This window comes from Paenibacillus turicensis (assembly GCF_017873435.1).
In the GTDB taxonomy this organism is placed as follows: domain Bacteria; phylum Bacillota; class Bacilli; order Paenibacillales; family Paenibacillaceae; genus Fontibacillus; species Fontibacillus turicensis.
Genome location: NZ_JAGGKG010000020.1, coordinates 70,313 through 89,339, shown reverse-complemented (window position 1 = coordinate 89,339; position 19,027 = coordinate 70,313). Strand labels below are relative to the sequence as shown.

The 19,027-nt window shown below is 40.4% G+C and carries 11 protein-coding genes; all 11 read right to left on the bottom strand.

Features of this window, described 5'->3' with window-relative positions; genetic code table 11:
- Window positions 1-576: 576 nt before the first annotated feature.
- Window positions 577-1,077, bottom strand: a complete 501-nt coding sequence (locus tag J2Z32_RS17995) for a hypothetical protein (protein ID WP_210090578.1) — start codon at window positions 1,075-1,077, stop codon at window positions 577-579.
- Between the two features lie 232 nt (window positions 1,078-1,309).
- A complete protein-coding gene (locus J2Z32_RS17990; RefSeq protein ID WP_210090577.1) occupies window positions 1,310-2,026 on the bottom strand; it encodes a response regulator in 717 nt (238 codons plus the stop codon).
- Window positions 2,019-3,191 (bottom strand): sensor histidine kinase, encoded by a 1,173-nt coding sequence (locus tag J2Z32_RS17985; RefSeq protein ID WP_210090576.1) that lies wholly within the window; start codon window positions 3,189-3,191, stop codon window positions 2,019-2,021. The genes J2Z32_RS17990 and J2Z32_RS17985 overlap by 8 nt, the downstream gene beginning before the upstream one ends.
- 48 nt (window positions 3,192-3,239) lie before the next feature.
- Window positions 3,240-5,981, bottom strand: coding sequence for a stalk domain-containing protein (locus J2Z32_RS17980; RefSeq protein ID WP_245251584.1), 2,742 nt, complete (start codon window positions 5,979-5,981; stop codon window positions 3,240-3,242).
- Between the two features lie 970 nt (window positions 5,982-6,951).
- The gene (locus J2Z32_RS17975) at window positions 6,952-11,025 is read right to left on the bottom strand and encodes a SwmB domain-containing protein (protein ID WP_210090574.1); all 4,074 of its coding nucleotides are present in this window, start codon (window positions 11,023-11,025) and stop codon (window positions 6,952-6,954) included.
- Between the two features lie 316 nt (window positions 11,026-11,341).
- Window positions 11,342-12,739, bottom strand: a complete 1,398-nt coding sequence (locus tag J2Z32_RS17970) for a helix-turn-helix domain-containing protein (RefSeq protein WP_425343017.1) — start codon at window positions 12,737-12,739, stop codon at window positions 11,342-11,344.
- A gap of 259 nt (window positions 12,740-12,998) precedes the next feature.
- Window positions 12,999-14,201, bottom strand: a complete 1,203-nt coding sequence (metK, locus tag J2Z32_RS17965) for a methionine adenosyltransferase (protein ID WP_210090572.1) — start codon at window positions 14,199-14,201, stop codon at window positions 12,999-13,001.
- A 247-nt stretch (window positions 14,202-14,448) separates the two neighbouring features.
- Window positions 14,449-14,748, bottom strand: coding sequence for a hypothetical protein (locus tag J2Z32_RS17960; protein WP_210090571.1), 300 nt, complete (start codon window positions 14,746-14,748; stop codon window positions 14,449-14,451).
- 460 nt (window positions 14,749-15,208) lie between these two features.
- On the bottom strand, window positions 15,209-15,484 hold the full coding sequence (locus J2Z32_RS17955) for an alpha/beta-type small acid-soluble spore protein (protein ID WP_210090570.1): 276 nt from the start codon (window positions 15,482-15,484) through the stop codon (window positions 15,209-15,211).
- 179 nt (window positions 15,485-15,663) lie between these two features.
- Window positions 15,664-16,200, bottom strand: coding sequence for a hypothetical protein (locus J2Z32_RS17950; protein ID WP_210090569.1), 537 nt, complete (start codon window positions 16,198-16,200; stop codon window positions 15,664-15,666).
- Between the two features lie 163 nt (window positions 16,201-16,363).
- Window positions 16,364-18,883: a hypothetical protein gene (locus J2Z32_RS17945; RefSeq protein WP_210090568.1), complete on the bottom strand. Its 2,520-nt coding sequence runs from the start codon at window positions 18,881-18,883 to the stop codon at window positions 16,364-16,366.
- Window positions 18,884-19,027 lie beyond the last annotated feature (144 nt).

The window sequence follows — 19,027 nt, the reverse complement described above, 5'->3', positions numbered from 1 at the left end:
CTCCTCGGTACTATGAGCCCCTCGGACTCCCTTCCTACAGATCACCCATTTCACCTTTAGGGTTTATAGGGCACCTCTTTACAGTTTTTTTTTTTCTGTGCAGGGGAGGGTCTCCCCAGTTCACTGCACCATCTTTCATACCATGCCGATCCCCTTACGCCGAAGGATTCTTCACTGTTGCCCCAAGTTCGATACAGTTTCCGTGGTCTTCGTCCATATCCTCGGGACTCGACTTCCTCTTTTCCCTCTTGCGAGGCCTTTTTGACGACGCGGCAGGATTCACTTTATGTTACGGCCTGGTATGTTGCTCGCCCTGTCTCTGACAGGTACTTTCGTCGATACGCTTCTACGTACAGATTTCGCTATACGTAGGTATCCTAGCTACGAAGGTGGCTTGGTCCCTCCTTCGGTCGGACTTACACCAACTAGATGATGCGTGCCTCTGGGCACGCAAGACAACAAAAAAAGCACACAGCTTTAGGTTTTTTCCTAAAGTGTGTGCTTCACACTATCCATGTACAGAAATCAGCAAGATTGCTCAGCTTTAACTTCACATGGTCTAAATTGTTTGGTTCTTTAAACTTGCACATAAGGAATTCGATTCACTTCCTGTGGAAGCCGAAGGTCAATGCAAAACTGCTTTTCCTCGTTAAATTCAACTTCTAGAGTTTTTTTAGTTCCATCACCTAGCTTAGCTTTAGTGAACTCTGTAGTCTCATTTACCGTTCCCTTTTGCGAAAAAGGTCTCGAAAGAAGTTCTTCCGCTTGCTGATCCTTAGCCTGAACCACGGTGATTTCCATGCCGTGTTTCTCCATCTTCTGAGCAATGGCCAAGGTGTCATCGTTAGATTCATTATCTAGCAAAGTGACGCGAAGTGCAACGCCCTTCATTTTGGAGTACCAGTGTAATGCTCTTAGTACCCACTCCATTTGATTTTCGTGATTTTGCGTAATTAGAACATAATGAACACGCTTTACAGACTTTGGATGTCTATGGACGTGCCATCTATACATGGCATGAACCGCAATTGCAGCCACACCGTAACATAATAAAATGTAACCCATGAAGGGAATCATGGAGCTCACCTCCCATACGACAATGTATGCCGTAGAGGATGCTTCTGTTACTGGGCGGGGCATTGCCTATATGCCAAATGCTCACATATGTACAATTTCAGTTCATTATAAAAATTACCAAATAAAATTACCAACAAAATTAACAACCTAATTCATTACTGTCCTACTGTCCTACTTACTGTCTCATCATCAAATCAAAGAATAACCTTATTAACTTGATTCATTACGATGATTACAATGTTACCCAGCCAAATTTAATCGCGTTAATAACAGCTTGTGTACGATCATCCACATCCATTTTTTGCAAGATGCTACTCACATGGTTTTTAACTGTTTTTTCACTAATAAACAGGTGCTCGCCGATGACTTTATTGCTACGTCCTTCCGCCATTAGACGAAGTACTTCTGCTTCACGACGGGTTAATGGGTTGTTATCGCCTGCAACAAATTTAACGCCTGCTTCATGTAGCTCGTGATCCTGTGCCATTGCACCTGTCTCACTTACATATTCCATACGACGAAGCTGTTGAATAAGCTTCCCTGTTACTTTAGGGTGAATAAATCCGTTACCTTCTGCTACTGTACGGATGGCATTAATTAATGATTCTGCCTCCATATCCTTCAACAAATATCCTGTTGCACCCTTACGCAACGTTTCAAACACATAACTCTCATCATCATGAATTGATAAAATGATAACTTTAATATCAGGGGAAGATTGGCGAAGCTGTGCTGTCGCGTCTACACCATTTAGCAAAGGCATATTAATGTCCATTAAGACGATTTCGGGACGATACATGGCACAACTACTTAACACCTGAGAGCCATCTCCGCATTCTCCTACAACCTCAATATCCTGTTCCATGTTCAAAATGCGCTTTAAGCCTTCACGAAATAACTGATGATCGTCCGCTAAAAGGACTTTAATTGTTGGTTTAATACTATCCATCCTGATTCTCCTTTCCTTTGTCCGTATTAATTGGAATATGAATAATAATCTTTGTTCCGACATTTGCCGTTGATTCTATTTCCATTCTACCATCTAGCAATTCTACCCGCTCACGCATACCAATGAGGCCAAAATGAGCATGAGATTTTGTTTTTTCCTCTAGCTGCTCTACTTTAAATCCTAGTCCGTTATCGCTAACCATAATTTTAACCATTTGTGCTTGATACGTAATTTCTACCCCGACATAAGAAGGCAAAGCATGTTTTGCTGCATTGCTTAACGCTTCCTGTATGAGTCTGAAGACGGCGGCTTCCATCGCAGACGATAGTCTACATTCCTTGCCCCTCGTTTCAAATGTAGTTCTTATTTTAGTCTTTTCTTCGTAATCATGCACATATTTGCGTAAGGTTGGGATTAAGCCTAGATCATCTAGTGCCATTGGACGAAGATTAAAGATTACTTTTCTCATTTCCTCCAAGCTAGCACGTACTTGACCCTTCAAGTCAACTATTTCGTCCTGCACTAGCTTAAATTCCTGCTTCACGATCATTCTTTCGACAATTTCCGTCCTTAGTACTAGATTAGCTAGTAGCTGAGCGGGACCGTCATGGATTTCTCTGGAAATTCGTTTGCGTTCTTCCTCTTGAGCAAGAATAATTTTAAGTCCAATAAGCTGGCGCGTTTTCGCAGTTTCTAAAATACGTGTCACCTGACCTAACTCGCCTGACAAATATTCCATAACCACACCAATTTGCGAACCAATGGTCTCGGCACGTTCTACGGATTTCTCCACACTTCGCGCCCGTTGCTGCAAATCATCTCGGCGAGCCTTCAAGTACATTTCCTTTTCACGATAAATAAGCAGGTCGAGCTGCAATTGCGTTGCATTCTCATAGGCCTGCTTTATATCTTCTTCTTTATACCGCACGAAATCACGGCTAACCTCGGTTAGCCGGATACGTGAGCGACGATAATTAATTTCAAGCTGGTCAACCTTTTCAACGGTTTCGGCAGTTTCCTTCATCACCTGCTGAAGCTCATTGTTAAGTGTAGTCAGCTCTCTACGCGCTGTTTCAAGAATTTCAAGAATCTGGACCTTACTGCTCTCCATGACTCCGATTGCATTTTTTATTACTCTGTCTATAGCATCTGCTTGAAAGTCCACGGTCCCTTCTCCATTCCCTCAAATCCCAGAATATCTCAACCTATCATATCATGATTTTAAAGTGATGGATTTGGTCATCTTTTCCCATTTTACTTCGATACCTAGTTGTTCAGACACAAGTCTCAACGGGACTAAAGTCCTATTACTCAAAATAATCGGTGCTGCTTCGCCTTGTTTTTTCACGCCACCTAATAAAAATTCTTTTTTATTTACGGTTAGCTCTAAAGTCGTCTTACCTTGGATGACTGTAAGCTTTTTATTTAGTCCATCCCAGTTCGCTTCGCCACCAAAGTAATCAATAATATATTTAATCGGGACATAGGTTACGCCATTTTGCAAAACAGGGGCAACATCTAATGTCTTCGTGCTATTATTTACCGTCATTTCTTTTTTGCCGATCGTCATTACCGCAGTAACTCCAGTATTAACGGTGCTTCCGCCTTGGCTTGCTGGTGCTGTAAATTTGATGTTATCTAACGAAATACTACCTTGTAGTGTTCTCTCATCTTGACCTTCCTCTAAATTCACGAGGTAAATCCGTTTTAGCTTCGCTGGTTGCTTCAGGTTTAACGTGCTTAGATCCAGCTTCAGCGTTTGCCAGTTGTTAAAGTCAATTTGCTTCGTAAGGTCGCCATAAACCGCTTTACCGTTAGCATCTTCAAATTCTACTCTTAGCCAGTTTTGACTTGCATCCCCTAATACATCAATCGACAATTGAGTTGCGCCTGTTGGAATCGCCTTTCCTGAGGTTCCGTTAAACTGAGCATATGCAAAACGGTTTCCAGTTCCGTTAGTCATATCGTAGTCCAGCTTCAGCACTTTAGCACCTTGACCTGCATTTCCTGTAGCTGAGCTTGTACCTTGAACCACAGATACCGTCCCAGTCGTGCCTGCTGGAAGTCCTGTAAAGCTAAGCGGGTAGCTCACCTTTTCAAAGTTTTCCCATACTTGCTCTTCAGAAGTAGAGAAGACGATTGGCGTACCACTAAAGCCATCATATTCTGGTGTAGCGTAAGCGACCTTCACACCTGCATTCACTTTATTTATTTTTAAAACGCCATCCTTCACGACAGCATCAATGCCATTAAATTTCCATTTAATAGATTCCGCAGGTACATTCACTGTACTTACGGTACTTTTCAGTTTAGCAGTTACTGGCACGTTAATGCTAGTTCCAGATTCTAGGGGAGCAAATGTGGTAGAAGGCGTTAAGCTTTCAAGGTCTTTGCCACCAAGCACGGTTACATTTAAGCTTGTTTTTACCCCGTTACTCGTTGCAACAACTTGAGATGCTCCTGACTTAGCCGCCTTGAAGCTACCATTGCTTTCTACTAGATTGCTATTGCTAGCGCTCCATGTTGCCCCGATAGTAGAAGTATCGATTGGGTTGTAATAGGTATCATAACCTTTTAGCGTATACGATGCAGTTTCACCGATCAATAGTCTTGTGTTACCACTTACCTTAAGCCCTTTAAGTGTGCCTTGTGGCGCTGTACTAAACACCCCTAAACCATTTACGACCGCACGTTGTCCTGCCGCTCCGTTGGAGGTGGTGAAGGTTAAGCTTGCATTTGTCTCTGCCAATGGACGATTAACCATCGTTGTGGAGCCACCACCATCTAGGTTAAGCCCTTTCCAAACCCCGATGCTCACCATAAAGCTTTGGAGCTCCTTTAACGTCAAGCCTGAGCTACTACTATTATTTTCGGCGGTAATCATATACGCCTTTTTGCCGTCCTTAGAGTACCCTACAGCCGTTCTAGCTACCGCACTACCACCGCTAATGCCTGTAGTGGAACGTGTAAAACCAGAGGCTTTCCCTTGGTCTACGAGCAACGTATGTCCACCTATCATCATTTGTAGGCTTGCAGGGTCGACCGTTTGCCCACTAGACTGTGCCACAAGCTGATACGCAGCGCTCACTCGTTGCCCTACGCTTAAATGCTGAGCAATGTAATCTGCTGCTGTGCCATGCGCACGCAAAATATACGCTCCCTCTGGGATCGTACCTTCAATTGGTGCTTGAAGAGAAATTTGCTGAACGACATCCCCTTGGACAAGCACCTCTGTTGGTGTAGTAAAGCTTGCCTTTGGACGCTCTGTAGATTTCCATGCACTTGTATAAATAAACATATTATTAACGTGACTATACACATTTTCAGGCTCTAGCTTATACGATTCTTGGTTGATCCCCGCTAAAGGATAGGTTGAGCCATCCTCTGCCGTTACACTACCGTTAAATCTGAATAAATCGATCATTGGATTGCCATCCTTGCTCACAGCAAAAGCATACATCCCTGACAGCTGAGCAGGGCTACTCACTAACGTTCCTTTTGAGACGGCAGCACCCATCGGCACACCTTGACCACTCATCACAAAAAAATCACCGTTTATCCCTGCAACAGCACCTGTTTCTTGTACCATTTTTTCCACCGTTTGGCGTGTCGTAAGCTGATTATTTTTACCTGTCATAACATCCATTTGTACATACGGATTGCTTAAATCTACCTCGACAACATCCATTAATACTTTAACTGCTTTGCCTGAACGTGTAGTGGTATAGGTGTATTTCATGAGCTTCGCACCTGAAGTAATCATCTCTTCGCCTGTCTTGGTTGCTTCTGCCGCCGCTACAATACTTGATTTGTTGCTAAGCCAATTTAATTCCAAAACCGGTTGTATCCACAGCAATCCTGCCAAACCTACTAAAGCTAACCTTTTCCCTTGTTTAAGCGCAACCTGCTTCCATTTCACCTGTCCGTGTTGATTCTCCCCAGTTTTAACTACCATTTTCTTTTTTACCGCTCCCATCTCTAGCAAAATATGATTATCACTCTATAATTTCGACTCCATTTATAAATCAGTACTTAACAACCACTGCAAGCTAGAAGCTACGATCCAGAGAGTTGTTGCGATTGTTGTTAAAATTAAATTCCGTCTTATTGAAGTAAATATATTGGTGGAATTTAATTTTAAGAGACAATCTTCAGAATCTCTCTGTCTCTTCGCTAGTTTGGGTTGGCTGTCAAGGACTGATTACAAGATTGAGCCTTAATTTCATCTATTCATGTTATCTACCAAAGTTCATTGTCACTTTAATAGACTCCAAAACTTTGAAAAAGTTACGAAAAATAAATAACTTTATCTTTTAAAAGCTCAAAACAAAAATTAGTGGTTGCTAACTTCCGAGGAAAGCAGCTACGGTGCAGAGGGTGGCTTCGACCCCTGTTACAGCCTGATTTTCTTGAATGTAATATTTATCGATGAAAAACAGGCTGTAAAGGCGGACGTGTTCACTTCTCCACCATCCCTCTACCCCTTCGCTATTTTCGCTTCCTCTCAACCACTAATTTCTAAGTTGAGTTCTTTTAAAAGCATTTAAACTTTGGATTTGCTAGTGAAGATGCTAGTGTTGAACTTATGGACAGGACTTATGGACATAGAAAAAGCCCCTTATCTCTAAGGGATTGAGATTCATCCCAGATAAGAGGCAATTACTACTACACTTTGTTTTTTAAAATTACAGTTTGTGATCGCTAATTAGAAAAGGTTAAATACTAAATTAGTGGTTGGCACTCTCATGTTAGCGAAGGAGCAGAGGGATTCTGGAAAAGTGAAACATTCGTCTTTCAAACCAGATTCCAGCCTTTAAATTTGTTATGCGTAAAAAGGAATCTGGTTTTAACAACGACTGGAAGATCTCTCTGTTACGTAGCCTCCATCTTCTTTGCCAGCCACTAATTTTTATAAATCTTTAGAATTACAAGTAATTTAGTTTGCTTAACACCCGTTTAATCATAGCGACCGCTTGCGCACGTGTTGCATTGCTTTTTGGCTGGAATGAGGTTGCACTCATGCCTTGGATAATACCAGATTGGACTGCTTTTGCTACAGTATCTTTATCTTGGATTTTATTTGCATCCTTAAATCTCGATAAGGTTTGTGCCGCAGTGCCATTTAAGGTTACATTTTGCTTCGCATAGCTCATTGCACGTACCATCATCAATGCCATATGCTCACGCGTAATTGGTTGATCCGGCTTAAAGGTACCATCCGGGTAACCCGTAATAATCCCCGCCTCTACAGCAGAAGCAATATAACCACCTCTAGTATTTGCTGGCACATCCGGGAAGCTACTTGCAGTTGTTTTGCTTGTTAAACCTAACGCTTTAGCGATATATTCACCAAACTCACCTCTAGTAATGTTGCGATTAGGCTCGAACACAGTTGATGAAGCGGAACGTGGGCTGACAATTAGCTTCGAGGTAAGCTCGTTAATGTCGCCTTTGCCCCAATGGTTATTAATATCTGGGTAAAAGACGGAACCCATTACAGGACCAATAATCGAATTCCCGTTTACCTTTGCAACAAATAGAAGATTTCCGTTTCCACCAGCTACAGATGCCAGCATACGTTCCATGATGTTGAGCGTGAGATTGTAATTGACTAACGTCGTTTGAGTTGTCGTGACACGACTACCACTCATCCGTAAATAATAATTGCCAGAATGCCCAACGCTGATGCCACTATTTGTAGAGCCATTTCCATTTACTGCTACGACACGGATTTCAATAGGCTCCATTAGTGTACTTACAGATACGCCATTAATCACGGTTGGCATATTTAGTTGGGATCGTTGCACAGATTCTAGCTGAATAATTAAGTAGACAGAATTTAATGTACTCACATTCAAGGCACGAGTTATTTCCGAAAGCGAAATCCCCTCTAGCGGAATCTCATATAAGCTTTCCTTATATTTCACCGCAATCGAATACGTCTGTGTCCCACCAATGACTGTAGATAAAGCACTTAAAGGAATGGCTACCTCCGCAGCTCGCTCAGAAGGTGGAACCTCAAACACTAGCATCCGATTTGCAGCTAATGTCGTTAAAAACTTAAATGCATTTTCCATTTGTACCGTATCGATCGTATATCTGTTCGTAGACACGCCTCGATAGGATTGGCTTGAAGATGTTTTTGCTGTAGATACATTTAAAACATAGCCAATTTTGTTAAAGGTTGAGCTGGACATCACCGACAAATAGCTTGGTTGGCCATTTGCACCAGTATTGTTGTTCGTTGTGTTATTAACATAAGAGACTGTCATATTTGAGAACGTATTTAGCTTCTCGCCTGTTGCACTATATAACGGAGTGGAGCCAGTCATATAGGATAAGGTTACAGACTGATTAGCTGCCACCTGCGAAGATAGCTTTAACGTCACTGTGTTGCCACTGATCGATGCAGATTGCACGCCAACTTGGGCATTGTTAACTAACACCGCAAATTGATTTGGTGGCAAAAAGCTCACCGCACGTAACGTACTATTATAAGTAATTGTAATGGTATTCCCATTTACTGTTGCTGACTGTATACCTTGTGCTACATTGCTGTAGGTGACTGGCTGTAAATTAATAAATCCAGCAAGGTTACCATTTAAGTCCGCCGTTCCCCCATAACCTGATACATAAGATAACGTCACTGCCTGCTCTTGGGTAAAGGAAGAAGCCAACGTTAAAATAACTTGGTTAGAGACAATTTCCACTGCATTCACATAAACCGCCGCATTGTTCACTAGCACTGAAAATTGACTTTTCAGGGGAAGTGGAGACGTTCTTAGTGGCTCATTATAAGTTAAAACAATTTTGTTGCCAGAGCCCGATACGCCTGTAAATTCAGGTGCAATAGAGTCATTGTAGTTACGAACAAAAAAGTCTGTAAATGGCGCAATCTTATTGCCACGGAAATCCTGTAATGGATAAGAGCCCGGTTGATAGGAAACCTTAATGACCTCGCCATTTCCTACTGAGCTATCCAAGGTTAACGTAATACTGCTACCCCCGCTGTAGGAAGAGATCGATTTAATTGATTTGGCAGAGCCATTTGCAGTAACTGTAAATTGCTCGTAAGCGTAGGAGCTAGATAATCCCTTCAAGCTTTCGCTAAAGGTAAGAGACAACGTATTTCCGCTTATATATCCATCCTTTGGCTTAGGTAATACGGAATCCACACCATTTGTTACCTCACGATTAGAGAAGCCCGCCGCAGGGTTACTAGCCAAGTCTTGAATTCTACCCCACGTACTATTTGCTGAATAGCTAACTCGAATGACCTGTCCAACCGCAACTCCTAAATCTAAAGTAATGTACACATATTCTCCAGATACGTAAGCATTGGAGATTCTACGATTCTCCCCATTAATAGAAACCGTGAATGCGGACGTAGATAGATTACCTACCGAATACAACGCTTCATTATAACGAAGGCGGATTGTATTGTTATTGTACATCGTAGCGTCCTGTAGGACGGGTGGGGTTTTGTCGTTAGAGCTGGTTTGGAAGTTCCAAGAATCTGAATAATTCATACCAAGGATTCCACCAAATCGACTTCCTGTCACCGCATCTACAATCGCATCTGGTGTAATTTCTATATAATACCTAGAATTGTCCACTAGATTACTAGTCGGGTTAATGATTAAATTCCGACCCGCAACCTCTATTCCCCTTGAAACACTAGTTAGTGCTTTCGTATATAAATCTTCACGATAAAGCGTAATATCAGATGGCTTCACTACTGAAATGTTTCGATTAAAAGTAATAGTTGGTCTCGTTGTCAACGCAACACTTGCACTTCCACGACTTGGATTAAGACTTTCGATAGCTAAAGCAGTTGAAACTTGTGTGCCTGTGGTAAACGACCACTGATTAGCTTGAGAGAAGGTTTTTCCTTCTTTATCTACAAATGCACCCTCAGGGACCTTTACAACATAGGTTTTGCTATATTGTAACGAGCTAGGTAGCTTAATTTGAACTTGCTTATTACCTGCGGTCTGATTAACATATCGACTGTCATCTACAGGAATATCCATGACTGCTGTCCCAGCCGTAGAATTTTCATAGATTTGAATTACACCAGCGTTCGCATACATCTCTGTATTAAAGCTTAAAGTTAACGGCGTATTAATCTGCGCATTACTTGTAGGTGCACCTGCCCAACCTATTGTGTTACCTTTCACGGTAAATTTCCATGTCGTAGTGTCGGTAATGCCTAGGAAGTATTCCCCAAGACCATCTACAAAGGTTTGAGGACCAACATTCACATAATAATTCCCTGGAACAAGTCTATCCACATCCCATTTATAGGTCATATTATTTGATTCAAAACTCTCATTAATAATTGAGTATTTTTTATCATTAGGTCCAATAACATTGATATATTTAGCATTTCCAGTGGTTTCATTTGCAGTTGGATATAACCTTTTCACAGGCTTATTAAATTTAACAGATAAAGTCTGTTTACTTCCTATTACGGTTGCATCTTTTGCAGGAGAAAGACCACCAGTAGTAACTAGTTTTGGGCGCTCCTTTGAATACGTTGTCTGGAATGATAGTGGAAGATTTCCTGTATTTATTTTTTTACCCGGAGTATTTACAGCAGTAAACGTTTCATTAGGAAAATAGATATAATAGATGGCATTATAGTCTAGCGCCCCTAAGGTTAAAGTCAATTGAGTGAATCCCGTGGCGCTTTCTCCTGCACCACCAGTAAATTCTTTTGATTGAATTGCTACTTCTGTTGCATCTAAGTTAGTATATGCCTCTTTTTTCTTTACACTGATTGCGTTAATGTTACCTGTAACCATTTCAGAAAAAGTTAATTTTATTTGTTGACTTGAGGTCTTTGCCGGATCCACATCTTGAGTGCTACTAGCTGGCGTCATTGTAACCGTAACAAAGGAAGTATTATCCCCCTCTGCCGCCAACACCCCCATACTCATCATTAAATTCATCACCAGCACTATAATTAAGCCTAGTGAAATTTTCCTTTTAAACATCTAAATACTCCTCTCATTTCTCTATACTATGTACATCCCTTATTCTTCAAATAATCTCCCTACGTCAAAAAGAGACACCTATATTTATTAACGGTTAAATATGCTATTTACTTTAGGGAAGTTTGAGCGGATGGCACGTTTAGTTGAAGTTTATTTTTGAAATCATCAAAAAAGACACTCTCGGAGTGAGAATGTCTGTGGTTAAATTAAAAAAACTAATGTAATGCTTTAATTGCCTACACCATGTACAAGCGGTTTAATAACAACATCTTCTTCTGCATGGACAGAAGTTGAAGCACTAACAGCAAAAACAAGACTAACTATAACTAATAGAGCAGCCAATTTTGTTTTCATTACTTTTGTGCACCTCACCTATTAATTTTTTATAGAGTAATTGCGTCTCCATATTTGTATATTCGCGAAACTGCTCAAACAGTCCCACACACCTAATTATACCACGATCACTTCCAATTTTAATGCAAAAATTCAAACTATCAAGCACGTATTTTATCCCTAAATGTATACGATCTGTACTTAAATAATATGCACCTAATTCACCCAACAAACGACTATAGCGATCAGCAGTAATCTGCTCGTTGACCTTACCTATTTCAGATTTTTGATCCGCATAGGATAAGTAACTTGAGAAACGTTCTATAATATCATCAACAGCGTAATGATGAATGTTTGCCGCTAGCATGATATGACATAACCCAAGAAAGGTTTCATCTTCACTAACTGCAATATACTCTACATACTCCTGTAGTGCTTTAGGATCTCCCGTCATGAGGCCATAAAGATGGTAATTTCCTACAGACCATTCTGTAAATTGCTCTATTGTTTTTTTCTCTATCTCATTTGGCTCTGTCAGCCATTCTACAATATGAGACTTTTTTACATAATAAATAAATTGCTCATAGTCTCCTCGTTCAAAGCAAACACTAGATCTAATTAAATAAGCGTATAAAATATAGAACAAAAGTGGTCTTGGCCCTTCTTGCTTCAGTCTACTAGCTTTGCCCACACTATTATATTGAGCTAGTGCTTTTCTTCCCAACTTTTCAGCAAGTAAATCCACTACATCTAAACGATGTAAGGATACATTTAAGTTAATCAACTCTCTCAACGCATCCAACTGATACTCCTCGTCCAGCCGATCCACAAACGGCTCAAAGGTCAACGCCGCAACTAAGTTTGCCGACTGATCCTCACCCAAATCAAGCTTAAAAAGACGATAATGACAAAGTGCCAAGCGCTCTGAATGCTGGTATCTTTCACTTTCTGCTACACCTGTATATAAAATACGAGCTGCCTCAAAATAACCTTGCTCATAAAATAGCTCGCCCTTCTCAAACAACATGGGGGCATAAGCTAAGTTATCCATCAATCGATCTACAACACGCTTAATACAATCTAATTTATTTAACTGCGCACAACGCTCCAAATAAGCACCAATCCGCCGCCAATGCGGACTCGCACTAAATAAACATTCATCAATATATAACTCATAAAAATGTCCCTCAGGCAATCCCATCCCTGAAGTGATCTCATCTAACTGTCCAATTGCAATAAAACGATGACCATTCAAAATATTACTGATCGAACCCTGATTGATGCCAGTCATTGCTGCAAATTGACGAAGGGTTAATTTATTTTCTCTCAAAAAAACTTCTAATTGCGTACGAATTGAGGTCAATGAGTCCAAGATTGCCACCACCCTTCAGCAAAACGACTGACATAAATTACATATGTATATATTATGGCTCTAAGCAGAACTTGTCAATATATTACATCTTTTACTTCAAAATATGTTTCCAAAAAAGATATCCAATTTAGAAAACACGCAAAAAGAAGTGATCCATATCAGGCGGTAAACCTTCATAGACCACTTCTCATTTTAATATTACATTGTATATATTGCGAATCTTTAATGTGTCAATCAAGAAAAATTTAAAGTATTTGTGTCTAACTCGTTAAATTCCTGCGTGTTTTCTAAGCTCTTCCGCTTTATCTACACGTTCCCACGGAAGATCAAGGTCTGTACGGCCAAAGTGACCGTAAGCCGCAGTCTGACGATAAATTGGACGACGTAAATCAAGCATCGAAATAATACCAGCAGGACGCAAGTCAAAATGCTCACGTACTAACTCTACTAATGTTTCTTCTGATACTTTACCCGTGCCATAGGTGTCTACGTTCACTGATACAGGGGAAGCAACACCAATCGCATACGCTAACTGAATTTCTACTTTATCCGCTAGTCCAGCAGCAACGAGGTTTTTCGCCACATATCTAGCCGCATAAGCAGCAGAACGGTCTACTTTAGTAGGATCCTTACCAGAGAAAGCACCGCCGCCATGACGAGCATAACCACCATAAGTATCTACGATAATTTTACGTCCAGTTAGACCCGCATCTCCTTGAGGCCCACCAATCACAAAACGACCAGTTGGATTAATAAAATATTTTGTTTCTTCATCTAATAGCTCTGCAGGAACTACTGGTAAAATAACATGCTCTTTGATCTCACGTTGAATTTGCTCCAAGGTAACCTCTTCAGCATGCTGCGTCGACACAACGATCGTATCTACACGTTTTGGTTGACCATCTACATATTCAATCGTCACTTGGGTTTTACCATCTGGACGAAGGTAATCTAACGTACCATCCTTACGTACTTCAGACAAACGACGTGCCAAGCGGTGAGACAATGCGATCGGTATCGGCATAAGCTCAGGTGTTTCATTGGTTGCAAAGCCAAACATCAAGCCTTGGTCGCCTGCACCAATATTCGCCGTTTCCTTGTCCACTGAAGCAGGATCACGATGCTCTAATGCCGCGTTTACGCCTTGGGCAATATCTGCGGATTGTTCATTTAGTGATGTTAATACTGCACACGTATCTGAATCAAACCCGTATTTAGCACGAGTGTAGCCAATTTCCTTTAACGTTTTGCGTACAAGCGCAGGAATATCTACATACTCTGACTTCGTGCTAATTTCACCGATAACTAAAACTAGACCAGTAGCTACAGAAACCTCACAAGCTACACGTGCGTTAGGATCATTTGCCAAAAATGCATCCAATACCGCATCAGATATTTGGTCGCAAATTTTATCTGGATGTCCTTCTGTTACAGATTCGGACGTAAATAAATGTTTACCTTGAATCGCCATGCTTCTTCATTCCTCTCCCTCTAAATCGTGTACTTTATGTAATCGATACACCAGTACAAGCCTAAAGGCTCCCCTCATCTTCATGATTTTAGGAAGCCATCACTTCAATATTTTAAAATAAACCTTCCCCTAGCGGAAAAGGCGACATTTAAATATCCTCTCAGTCATATTAACTTATTTTGCGCTCTATTGTCAAAATGGGACAAAAAAAATGATGCCAACTATGCATCAGAAATTTTTGTTATCATCATATAATCTTTTTCAACTGTGCTTCCTGCTGTATGGATCGAGCAGCTAACAATTCAATAACTCCCTGTTGCTTGTCCACCGTTGCTTCAATTCTAACCACTCTTTCATTTGTTTCTAACACAGCTTGTTTGATTTCAGCAATATCTTGCTTCATGGACTGCTGTTCTTGCTTGATCTCTGTGATATCCTGCTTCATTGACTGCTGTTCTTGCTTGATCTCTGAAAGTTGCTCATGGACTGGCTTAAGCTCCTCCTGTATTACCGAACGTAACAAATCCTTTAGTTCATCGTTCGCCATGACTATCGCTCCTTATTACTTAATAATGCAATTGTAGCAAATATAATCGGGGAGTTCTATAGTAATTGTTGAAAATATTTGTATATTATTTGAACTATAAGTTTATCAAAAAACAACTTTGGGTATATATAAATCATAATACCCTTATTAATATACTCTATCAATATTTCGCTCAGTTTTAAGAATTCATTTAAAACATTCATTAAAATAGAATTACTTTAAATTACGAATCAAAAGTAATACTATATATAAAAAACTACTGAAAGATAGGTTACCCCTCAATCAGTAGCTTTCCTTATATATTCAAAATTCAATGCACGTTTCACTTTACATTTCAAACAAATTTTAGCTTCAGGTTTTGTTTTGGTTGTACTTATTAACATAGTTAGAGATTTAAATTAGTTCACTTTACTTTTGCAAAAACTTATTTGCTATTCATTCACTTACTTGGTGCTCAATGCTATAGCAAGCTTTTTTGCGCCTCTGCAATGAGACGTTTGGTGATTTCTCCACCAACAGAACCATTTTCACGCGAGGTCAAATGTCCCCAGCTTCCACCATAGCTACCCATTGAAGTGCTACCTGCTTCCCCAAGCTCACCCGCAAATTCAGTATCAGTAGCAGAATAGCCACCACCATAACCTACAGGTAAACCTAATTCAGCAGCAATTTCATATTTCCAGTTGTGCAAAACTTGTCTACATTCAGGAACGACTGTGCGGTTATTACGTGCCATGTTCCATACACCTCCTGAGAATTGTATAAATTTATAAATGAAATCATTTATGAATCATTGCTCAGGATTAATATGCTTCGTCGTCCTCATTGTTACACAACGTAATGTTTGTTACCCCTACCATTATTTAAATGGAAATAACTTATTGTTAACAAATCACAAGTCATTGTTAAAACTGATTATTTTAATTCATAGCTGCCACGTACCATAACGGTTAAACCGCCTGCAGCTCCTTCTTTAACGGCTAGTCCACGTCCATCACGAGGGAATAGCAATAAATGATTGTTAGCTACACTTGCCCCTGGGGCAACATCTACACCATCCGTTAGATCAGAGATACCATTAGCATCTGCGGTATAAACTACAGCTTGTCCAATGCGCACAATAAATTCCGTGCCACCTGCTGCCATTAGCTTTTGTCCTGGCTTAACGGTTACAATTTCTAGCGTTTGAGCATTGCTGCTACTGCTTTGATTAGTTGATGGTTTAACTTCTGAACTACCATCGTTATCCTCAACAGGGGTTGAAGGTACTCCGCCATTTAAAGCTTGACGAATCTGCTGATCCACATAGCTTTTAGTGACAACAGGATCATCCGCTGTTCCAGGTTGGTTTGTGACACCTGCACCTTCTGCGGTTGTATTTAACAAAGATCCTGCCCATACGCCACCACCAATAAGTATTGCTGCCGCTACTACTTTCCAAGTGTTTTTCATGTTTCCCTCCAGTGTTTGTAAATATGTAACGTAGTGTATCTAGTGATAAGTTTTTACGGCTTACATCTAGATACAACTACGATTAGCTTTTTTTACATACCATCATTTAAATACTAACTCATTAAAGTATATATCATTATCTCTTAATAACGGCAATATAGTACTATCTATCCAAGTAATTAGAATTCATATAATAGAAGCCTTGACCACCTAATTTAACCTTTTGACCTTGGAACAAGTCATAAACGTTAAACGTAAATGAACCACTTCTACGGCTCTCAAAGACAGCATCATCAAAGCTAAAGCTTGCGCTTGCGCCGTTACTTACCTTCAAGTCGGTTTCAGGAGTAAATTCCTTCTCAAACGTACGACCTGTTGAATCCACAACCTCGACTAGATATTTATGTTCAAATTCCCCAATCGCATAATCCATATTGCGAGTTTGAGAATAATCAAACACAAGGCTTACCGAAGTAGAACCACTTAACGTTGCGCGTACATTTTTCACATTAAGTGTGTAAGGGAACATGTCGAGAGAGCTCAAGTTGCCTTTTACACTTGGTTGTACTACATTTAGCTCCATTGCTGCAGCATTAACGTAACCAGTAATATCACCCTTTACAGGCGCTAGCTTGTTATCCGCTATACCTTCTCCAATAACGAGCTTCATATCTGTAGTGGAAATCTTTTTAGGGATTTTTGCCCATAACGTAATGATGCTCTTCTCTTCTGGTCCTGTAGAGGTTTCAATTTGCTTCGCAGTTGCTTTGTATGTTTGACCACCACTTGCTTGATAAGCACCTGTAATTTGTGATAAATCAAGTTGACGATCCTCTAGGTTAGTTGCCTCAAGCTCAGTATAGATAATATCGGATGATGTACCTGAATATACAAAGGAACGATGGACACGGAAGTCCTGCGTACGACCTGATGCCTCTAGCTTATAGCTCTTATCCTTCCTAATAACTGGCAAGCTTGGTAGCTTACCTGCATAGCTGAACTGCATCCATTCAGAGCTGCTTTCTCCTACTTTTTCAAGTAAGGATACTTGAACCTGTTGGAAATCCAAGAAGCTTGGAACCTTAGCTACTGCATATACCTCAGTAGAGGTCAATCCACCAAGTAGACGTCCAGCTTGTGCAGAAACAAGCTTCGTATCGCTTGTCAGCTTCGCTGAATCAATCTTCAATTCACCTAACAATTCAGGGACAAGCATCGTTTTCATATTCGGATTACGGATTGTGACCTTCGCAACAACTAGATCACCATCTGTCCAAGGCAAACGTTGTAAGGAATCTAGAGAGAAACCAACTAAGCCTTGATTTGTTTGAACAAATTGTTTTTCGCCAATCGTATTTTGTGCTGGTACACCTTCTGGCATATTAAAAATAGCTACAGGATAATTAAAGTTGTCCTTGCTATCCTCTGCACTTGGTACACTCATAAAGAGCTGTGGACTTTCTGCACTTACATTTGCAGGAATCGTTGTAGTTAACGTAACATTTTTTTCTTCTAATGGCTGCATTTTTGCATTATCTAGAGCCGTAGTAGAAATAGGCAAGCGATAGCCATCTATGGTTTGTAACTCAAATTGATATTTAGGTAATGTAACGACTTTACCGCTTGAATTTAAAATACGAACACGAATCGACACATTATGCTCATCAAAGCTTTGGTTGGTCGTCATACCAGTTACACTCACCTCTACTTTGCCGTTACCAATTTGTACAGTAGCATCTTGGTTTGGTTCTGTAGCAAGCGATTTATTCGTTGCATTTGGCATTTGGATTGTACCAATCGGTAATGTTAATTTTGCCGTCTCATCATCCTGCAACACCTGCAGCTCCATCTTGTCCAAATTAATGCTTTTAGGGATTGCAGTCATGAGATTTAACGTTTTATTGTCTTGAGGTTGAATTTTGTACTCTACACTCGTAGGGTCAGCAGAAAGTGGGTAACTTACACCATCCCCAGTTTTAATTACAAATTTTAACTTAGGGTCCTCAAATATACGGTAGCCGCCATTGGTTAGGTTTAGCCCAACACTTACATAGTTGTAGTCGCCTGATTTAAAGGAAGCGATTTGACGTACTCTTGCTTTCACAGGGATATCATTTACACGTAAAGTTAACACACCACCTGCTGGTGTAGCTGTGACATAACTTGCTGGAATTTTAAATTGTCCTTTTAGCGCTTCATATCCTGGTTGACTAAAATCCCATTTTACAACTTGAAAAATAAGATCTTGGGGTTTTGTATTTTTCGCCACAGTTGCAACATAAGTCAAAGTAGTTGATGCACCAGCAGCAACCTTTTTCTTATCCTTGTCTTTACTCATTAAAGTTGTGCTATAGGTTGTCCCACCATTTGTTTTCACTTTAGACCAATAATCGACTAAATTTAACGTTTTGCTGTCGCCATTACGAATTGTAAGAGTATACGTAAGTATACTTTCATTATCTTGGGTCATAATATTAATATCTGTTAGAGACACACTGCTCTTCGCAGAAATCTTTACCGCTGGAAGGTTAGCAAGGGTATGTACGACTGGTTTCTTAGTCGTAGCTTTTGTTGTTGTGGGCTCAGCTTTCGTTGAAGTAGCTTTTGCTGCTGAAGCATCTGGCACACAAGCCAACAACAACGCTACACTAAGCGCAGCCGCAGTTACGGGGATTTTCTTCAAAACGTATTTCCTCCTATACGTGAAAAGTCTATATTATATAGACGTATGGGCGAGGGAAAGGTTGCGATTAAGTAATGTAGTTTACAAATATTAAAAAAGAGACTTATACTCTACTGGGCCATAATTTATTTTTTCAAGTCTCCA